Below are 572 nucleotides of genomic sequence, written 5' to 3' on the forward strand. Positions count from 1 at the left end.
AGAAAAAGCAGACTCGCCGATAGCGACGCAGGGCTGGCCAATCAACTTGGCAGCCATGTCCAGAGCACCTTCATGCGTGGCGACGACTACCTGCTGGCCGAACAGCAGAGTGATCACACGTTGCTGCTTGCCACCGACGGCAGCGACAGTGTGCTGGGCGAGGTGGGTGGCGACGGGATCAACCGGAGGAGGTATACGGCCTACGGCCATGCCAGCGGTGAAGCTCCACCACTCGGTAAACTGGGGTTCAATGGCGAACTGGCCGAGGCGGATAGCGGCTGGCAAATGCTGGGGAATGGTTATCGGGCCTACAGCCCGGTGTTGATGCGCTTCAACAGTCCCGATAGCTGGAGTCCGTTTGGCAAGGGAAGGGTGAATGGGTATGCGTATGTCGAGGGGGACCCGGTGAACAGGGTGGATCCGTCGGGGCATAGTCCTTGGGGGGCGTTGATCAGGCTTCTTACGGCGCCTCTCAGTTCGACGGCCAAGAATATCCCCAAAAGCCTCCTCAAGACCAGATACGGTGAGTCAGCCCGATTAAGTAGAGTGACGGTTAAGAGGGTGTAGACAAA

General features: G+C 58.9%; 1 pseudogene. It reads left to right on the forward strand.

The features are described from left to right. Positions 1 to 432: pseudogene (locus tag ALO64_RS10795) on the forward strand (RHS repeat-associated core domain-containing protein); the annotation flags it as partial. Positions 433 to 572 lie beyond the last annotated feature (140 nt).

It is taken from the genome of Pseudomonas meliae (genome assembly GCF_001400515.1).
GTDB classification, from domain to species: Bacteria; Pseudomonadota; Gammaproteobacteria; order Pseudomonadales; family Pseudomonadaceae; genus Aquipseudomonas; species Aquipseudomonas amygdali.